The organism is uncultured Planktosalinus sp. (genome assembly GCF_963973675.1).
Classification (GTDB): domain Bacteria; phylum Bacteroidota; class Bacteroidia; order Flavobacteriales; family Flavobacteriaceae; genus Planktosalinus.
On record NZ_CAXBAN010000110.1, the window covers coordinates 1 to 7,597 of the forward strand.

Consider the following 7,597-nt stretch of genomic DNA (forward strand, 5'->3'; position numbering starts at 1 on the left):
ACGAAGTTTTCAAGAGGGCGGAAAAAAACAAAGTTGAGAAACAACTTGAGGGTTTTTATTTGCAGCTGTGGGAGCAATGGTATCATCGCAGATAATCCTGAAAGCTTCAAAACGAAGTTTTCTTGATGAGTGAAATGAATAAATTAAACATTCAGATTTAAATGAATTTTAATTTAAAGTTATTATTTTTACAACTCATAAAAGGGGTCATTAACTCAGTTGGTTCAGAGTGTTACCTTGACAGGGTAGAAGTCACTGGTTCGAATCCAGTATGACCCACATCAAGCATAAGCCTGATAGCAAATAGCTATCAGGCTTTTTGTTTTTTGGGGTCCTCGAAAACGAAGTTTTTAAAAGTGAGGAAACAATAAAAAGTGATTTTGTAACAATCAGTCTTGTATTAGCAGGAATGGTTATAATCTGGATAACCGACAGCTAATCCAAAAGCTCAAAATTCCTTGAATAAAAATAGTGTTAAAGATAAAGTGTAGCGCATTTCATTTTAGTTGAAACCTAAATCAGATCCAAAACCCGTTCCAAGGCCATACCTCGGGAGCCTTTAATAAGTATATGTGCATTTTTTATTGGGTTTTGTTTAATGTATTCTGAAAATTGATTAAAATCTTCATATTTCAAAGAGGTGTTTGTAGTAGTTTTAGAAAAGTTTTTGCCAATCAAATAAATTCTCTTAAAGTTTAATTTTTCTACAAAATTTACTATCTCTTGATGTTCCTTTTGTGATTCACTTCCCAGTTCAAACATATCACCCAAAATGGCTACTTTATTGATTGAATCCATTACATTAAAAGTTTCAATAGCTGCTCTTAAACTTGTTGGGTTGGCATTATATGCATCTAAAACAAGTTTATTTGTACCCTTCGTCATTAATTGAGAACGATTATTTTCGGGAATGTAGCTTTCAATTCCTTTTTTTAATAAAGATATTGGGACTTTAAAATAATGTCCAATAGCTAGTGCGGCAGAAATATTAGAAAAATTATAAATACCTATCAAATTTGTTGTTATCTCTGAATCAAAAAATTTAACTTTAACAAAAGGATTTGACTCAATGAACTGAATGACAACATGGCTCTTTGAATTTTTTACTCCAAAAGAATATTGTTTAATTTCTTTGGTTTTTTCAAGTTGTATTTGATCTTCTTTATTTACAAATACAATTTTGTTATTGCTTTTTAGGTAATCATACAATTCGCTTTTCCCTTTTATTACTCCTTCAACTCCTCCAAAACCTTCCAGATGGGCTTTTCCAAAATTGGTGATATACCCATAATCAGGGTCTGCTATTTTGCATAGCTGAGCAATTTCACCCACATGATTGGCACCCATTTCTACAATGCCAAGTTCTGTGGATGTATCCATAGATAACAACGTCAGTGGAACTCCAATATGATTGTTCAAATTTCCTGAAGTTGCTTTAATGTTAAACCTTTGTTTTAAAACAGAACTGATTAACTCTTTTGTAGTTGTTTTGCCGTTGCTTCCAGTGAGTGCTAGTATTTGTACTGATAAATAATTTCTATGATAATTAGCTAATAATTGAAGTGTATCCAACACATCATCAACTAAAATTGATTTTCCATTCTTGAGATGAAACTTTTCATTATCAATAACTGCATAAATTGCGCCTGAGTTACAGGCTTTTTCAGCAAACTGATTGCCGTCAAAGTGTTCTCCCTTAAGTGCAAAAAAGAGATTATTTTCTTGAATTTTTCGTGTATCAGTATTTACCCCTGTTGATTTTAAAAAAATGGAGTGAAGCTGTTCTATAGTCATAAAATAAAGGTATAAAAAAGCCCCGATTTTCGGGGCTGTAAACTCTATCTATTTAAGGTTTTAATTTCTTGCTCGTTTACCCTCTTTTGATTTTGAACCTACACGAGACATAGCGTTTCTAAACCCAATGTAGTCTGTTGCCATATCCTGCGGGAAGTAACGGCGTTGTGCCGGGTCTAGCCAATAGTTTCTGTCCCTCCAAGAGCCTCCTTTAAAAACTCTAACTTCATCATTAACCAATGTAGTTCGGGTGTTTTCCTGATCATATTGTCTTTCTAATCCCTCTTCGCCTGGTTCTACACTGTGTTTTGGAGAATTGTACATCAATCTGGTAGTTTCCTGCTCATCCAAATCATCATTAAAGGCTTGAAAGTTTCTTGTTGAACGTTTGTCACCATCTCTGAAGTTTCTGTTGTCACTTTGAGAAAATTGTGTTCTTAAATAAGTTTCATTTTCATCTACAGGAACCTGAAGAATTTCACCAGGCATGTTTCTTGCAACAATTTTACCATTACTTAAAGTATCATAGACGATTGATTCGGTAGTAACCAATTCAATTTTACCATCTTCACCAATAGAATTTTTAGTGTAAACATTTCCTCTAAAATAGTTGAAATCGTTAAACTGGTCGTCAACAATAGGTCTGTACACATCGGCAACCCATTCTGCTACATTACCGGCCATATCATACAGGCCAAAATCATTGGGTTCATATGATTTTACTGCTGCTGTAATGTCGGCACCATCATCACTCCAGCCCGCAATACCGCCATAATCACCATCTCCTTGTTTAAAATTTGCCATTTGGTCACCACGGGTTCTTCTCTCACCGGAGCGGGTATATTGACCATCCCAAGGGTATTTTTTCTTTCCTCTGTAAACATTGTAACTTCTCAAACTACCTAGTCCTAATGCTGCATATTCCCATTCTGCTTCAGTTGGAAGCCTGTATTCAGGTAGAAGTAAACCGTCAGTAAGTTGAACAAAAAGATGTGTGCTATCTCTATCTACAAGTCTTTCAGAGGTTCTTCCTCCTTGTGTTATTTCCAAATTACCACCATAAGTATCTGATGGTGAATTTAGGTACGTTTGAGTGTTAAAAGTTGTAGAGGCGTCAACATCAGTAAGTCTGGCTCCTCTTTTGGTGTAGCCTTCTTCTTCAAGAATGAGTTCGTTAACTCTGTCTGATCTCCATTTTGAAAACTCAACAGCTTGAATCCAACTAACTCCCACTACAGGATAATCTGCATAAGCGGGGTGTCTTAGATAGTTGTTTGTCATTGTTTCATTGAATCCTAATCGGTTTCTCCAAACCAAAGTATCAGGAAGTGCTCCTTGATATATTAATTTGTAATTCTCGTTTTCTGGAGGATATACTTTTTTTGTCCAATCAAGATATTCCAAGTACATTAGATTTGTAACCTCTGTCTCATCCATATAAAATGATTGAACATGTTGTTGAGTAGGAGTGTTGTTCCAGTCACGCATAGGGTCATCTTGTACTTTACCCATTGTAAATGTACCTCCTTCAACAAAAACAAGTCCGGGACCGGTCTCTTGTTCTTTGGCTTTGGGGTTGTATTGAAATCCACCGTCCTTGTCATTTAAATTCCAACCGGTGGCTCTGGAGCTACTTTTGTAGTCTCTGGATTTGTTACAACTGAATAATATAGTACTGAAAGCAGCTACTATAAGTAAGTTTATTACTGTTGTTTTTTGCATATTCATGGCTTCAATTAAGAAAAAAATTGGGTTCGCAATATAGTAATTAACGATAAAATTTCAATAATATTTTAAAATATAAATATTGCAGCTTTTTTTGTGAGCTAAAGTCTATATTTAACGCAGAATTCTGATATTATTATCCAGCGTTTGGTTTTTTTTATTTTGATAAAAATACAAATAATAAGTGCTTTAATATATCGTTAACTTATGTGATGAAGAAAATTCTCTTTTTACTTTTTATGATTGCCTTTTTTAACCTGCATTCTCAATCGCGGCAAATTGTGCTCGATTGGGGAGAAACTTCGCAGCAAAAAAAACTGTCTGGCGTAGAAAACTCCTTAAGCTTCAATAGTACAAAGAATGAATATAGTGCTCATTGGAAAGATAACGGTTTTGCCTCTCCAGCATCTTTAGTAGTGACAAATGTTAACTACCAAACAGTTTCGGTGAATGAATTAACAGAAATTGATATCAAGTCAATTCCAAGCTCCATCAATTACAGTATTTCAAGCAATAAAGCAAGAAATGAAGTATACACTACAATAACAATTACTCCCATAATTAATCAAAATGGTGTGTACAGAAAAGTCCTATCTTTTGATATCGACTACTCTAAAAGTAACTCTCAAAGGCTAAGCAGAAATGCATCAATAATTAATTCAATTTTAAACACAGGGCAATGGTTTAAGTTTAAAATTGAGCAACCAGGAATTTATAAAATAGACAGAAGCTTTTTAAGTAACCTGGGAATGGATGTCGACAACATAGACCCCAGAAAATTAAAAATAATCGGAAATGGCGGCAACATGCTTCCTTTAAGAAACAGTGAAAATATAAATTTAGAATTAAAAGAAAATGCAATTCAAGTTGTTGGTGAAGAAGACGGAAGTTTCGATTCCAATGATTATATCCTGTTTTATGGCGAAAACAATCAATTAAATGAAGACAGCAATACACATGTCAATATTTATGATAACAATGCTTTTTACTTCATAACTGCCGATGGTGATAATGGAAAAAGGGTAATACCCTACAATGAGCCGGCCGGACAACCATCAACCATCATCACCCGCTTTAATGACTATCAATATTTTGAACAAGATGAAGTCAATCCGCCATTAGTGGGGAGAAGATGGTTCAGTAACCGCTTTGATATCGAAAATGAACAAACTTTTGAATTTAACTTTCCAAACATTGTTGCCGGTGAAGCTATGAATCTAAACATTTATACAATTGCAACTTCTGAAGTCACAACTTCAATGGCAGTTGAAGTAAACGAACAACTTCAGGGCACATTTAATTTTGGAACACTAAGCAATACTGTTTTAGCTTCAAGCAGACTGTTTTCAGAAAATGTAAATGCCTCGTCTGAAACTGTAAAAGTGACCTTGAAATATAACAATTCAGGCAATCCTCAAAGCAATGCATATCTTGACTTTATAAGTATCAACGCATTGAGACAGCTTTCCGGAGTTGAAGGGCAGCTCCCATTTAGATATGATGCAGCTGCAACACTTTCCGGAATAGGGGAATATCAAATTGCCAATGCTTCTCAATTTTCTCAGGTGTGGGATGTAACAAACACTTCAGAGATTACTTCAGTTTCAAATCTGGACAATGCTCAAACCTTTAGCTTTAAGACCCAGATGGGACAAGTTAGAGAATATGTGGCTGTTCATAATACTGCTTTTTACACGCCAACAACTGAAAATAATTCTGTGGTTCAAAATCAAAACCTAAAAGGAACAATTTTTCTAAATGAACAAGGAATTTTTCAGGATATTGATTATTTAATTATTACTCCTCCGTTCCTTTTACAACCTGCATTGAAGCTTGCCAATCACCATAGAGCAATAAACGGTTTGAATGTTAGGGTGGTAACAACCGATAAAATTTACAACGAATTCAGCACCGGTAAACAAGATATTGCCGCTATCAGAAACTTAATTAAATATGTTTATGATAATGCCTCAATAGAATCAAACCGATTGAAATATGTTGGTTTTTTTGGGGATACTTCAGTAGATTATAAAAATAGATTGTCAGGAAACAATAATATATTACCAACCTACCACGACTCAGAGTTTGGTTCAATATCCGCATCAAACACCTATATGTCTGATGACTTTTTTGGTATGATGGATGAAAATGAAGGCGCGATGAATAGCAATGAAAGACTCGACATAGCAGTGGGGAGAATCATTACAGACAATGTCACTGAAGCCAATGATTTAGTTAATAAAATTATTAACTATGAATCGGCTGCTTCTTATGGAAACTGGCGTAATAATTTTGTGCTGGTTTCAGATGATGCAGACACCAATTCAGACTCTAATTTGCAGTTCAGACTGGATTCACTCGGCAATGCCATATCGGCTAACAAACCCAATGTGAATGTGATAAAAATTCACAGTGATTCCTACCAGCAGGAAACAGCTTCTGGTGGAAACCGCTATCCAAAGGTAAATGAAGCTGTTGAAAATGTCATTGATGTGGGTACTTTAGTGCTGAACTACTTTGGACACGGGGGGGAAGATGGATTGGCTAGTGAGCGCATCATTACAAAAGAAAGCGTTCAAAACCTTCAAAACAGAAACCGATACCCGCTTTTTGTAACAGTAACCTGTGAATTTACAAGATTTGATAATCCATTAAGACCAACAGCAGGAGAATTCACTTACCTAAATAAACAAGGAGGCGCCATCGCATTAATATCTACAACACGACAAATAGGCGTAGGCTTAGGAACAGATTTTAACCAAAAACTTGGTGAATATCTATATGCATATTTCTTAGAAGAATTTATTCCACCGGCAGAAGCACTGCGAAGAGCAAAAAATGACATTTCTAACGGAAACAGACGGGTGATTTTTTACATCGGTGACCCTGCTATGCAACTGGCTTTTCCTAAAAAAGAAGTGCGTTTAACCACATTAAATGATGCACCTATTAGACAATCTACTGATACATTAAAGGCATTGAGCCGTGTGAAACTCGGAGGGGAAGTTGTAGATTCAAACGGGAATCTTGTCTCAAATTATAACGGAACGCTCGAAGCCAAAGTGTTTGATAAAAGACTTCAAAGACAAACCTTGGGAAATGATGGTGTTACAAACTCCGATGGTCAACTAATTATCATGGAGTTTAATACACTGGGAGAAGGAATTTTTAACGGGCAAGCAACCATTACAAATGGCCAATTTGAATTTGAATTTGTTGTTCCCAGAGACATAGCAATTCCGGTTGGAAATGGCAGAGTGAGCTTATATGCAAAACGAGAAGGAGCTCTTGAAGACCAAACGGGCTCCTCTGAAGCTATTCGAGTAGGTGGTATCAATGAAAATGCACCCGATGACAATCAAGGTCCCCAAATACAGCTTTTTATGAATGATGAAAGCTTTGTAAACGGTGGAACTACAAATAATTCACCAATTCTCATAGCAAAATTGCAAGATGAAAACGGAATCAATACAGCCAGTGGTATAGGTCATGATATTACGGCAATCATCGATGGCGATGAATCAAACCCTTACATTTTAAACGACTATTACCAGTCTGAAGTAGATAACTACACTGAAGGTGCTTTAAGTTATAGATTGAGAAATCTAGAAGAAGGCCTTCATACGCTAACACTAAAAGCCTGGGATGTTTATAATAATTCTTCGACAGCAGAAATTCAATTTGTTGTTGCCGGCAGTGATGAATTAAAAATAGAACGGGTTCTAAATTACCCCAATCCCTTTGTAAACTATACAGAGTTTTGGTTTAATCACAACAGGCCTTTTGAACCACTTGATGTACAGGTGCAGGTGTTTACAGTTACCGGGAAAGTGGTCTGGTCAAGAAATCAAATTGTTAACACAGAAGGATTTTTATCCAGAGAAATTACTTGGGATGGAACCGATGATTTTGGTGATAAAATAGGAAAAGGTGTGTATGTTTATAAGTTAACAGTAAAATCTACGTTAACCAATAAGAAAGTTGAAAAATTTGAAAAATTAGTTATCCTATAAAAATTAAATATATATTTGTCCAAAATTTGAAATTTATGAAGCGAATACTGATACCGGTTATACTT

General features: G+C 35.4%; 3 protein-coding genes and 1 tRNA gene. 2 read left to right on the forward strand and 2 right to left on the reverse strand.

Translation table 11 applies throughout. From position 1 onward, the window contains the following. Positions 1-204 precede the first annotated feature (204 nt). Positions 205-279, forward strand: a tRNA-Val gene (locus AACY61_RS05965). Between the two features lie 234 nt (positions 280-513). On the opposite strand, the gene murF is transcribed toward AACY61_RS05965, so the two are convergent. Both murF and gldJ read right to left on the reverse strand, forming a co-directional pair. Next, on the reverse strand, positions 514-1,794 hold the full coding sequence (murF, locus tag AACY61_RS05970) for a UDP-N-acetylmuramoyl-tripeptide--D-alanyl-D-alanine ligase (protein WP_339610671.1): 1,281 nt from the start codon (positions 1,792-1,794) through the stop codon (positions 514-516). Positions 1,795-1,854: 60 nt separating this feature from the next. Then, positions 1,855-3,516 (reverse strand): gliding motility lipoprotein GldJ, encoded by a 1,662-nt coding sequence (gene gldJ / locus AACY61_RS05975; RefSeq protein WP_339610672.1) that lies wholly within the window; start codon positions 3,514-3,516, stop codon positions 1,855-1,857. 215 nt (positions 3,517-3,731) lie between these two features. Between gldJ and porU the strand changes: the two genes are divergently transcribed. Beyond that, positions 3,732-7,532, forward strand: a complete 3,801-nt coding sequence (gene porU, locus AACY61_RS05980) for a type IX secretion system sortase PorU (RefSeq protein WP_339610673.1) — start codon at positions 3,732-3,734, stop codon at positions 7,530-7,532. The last annotated feature ends 65 nt before the right edge of the window (positions 7,533-7,597 follow it).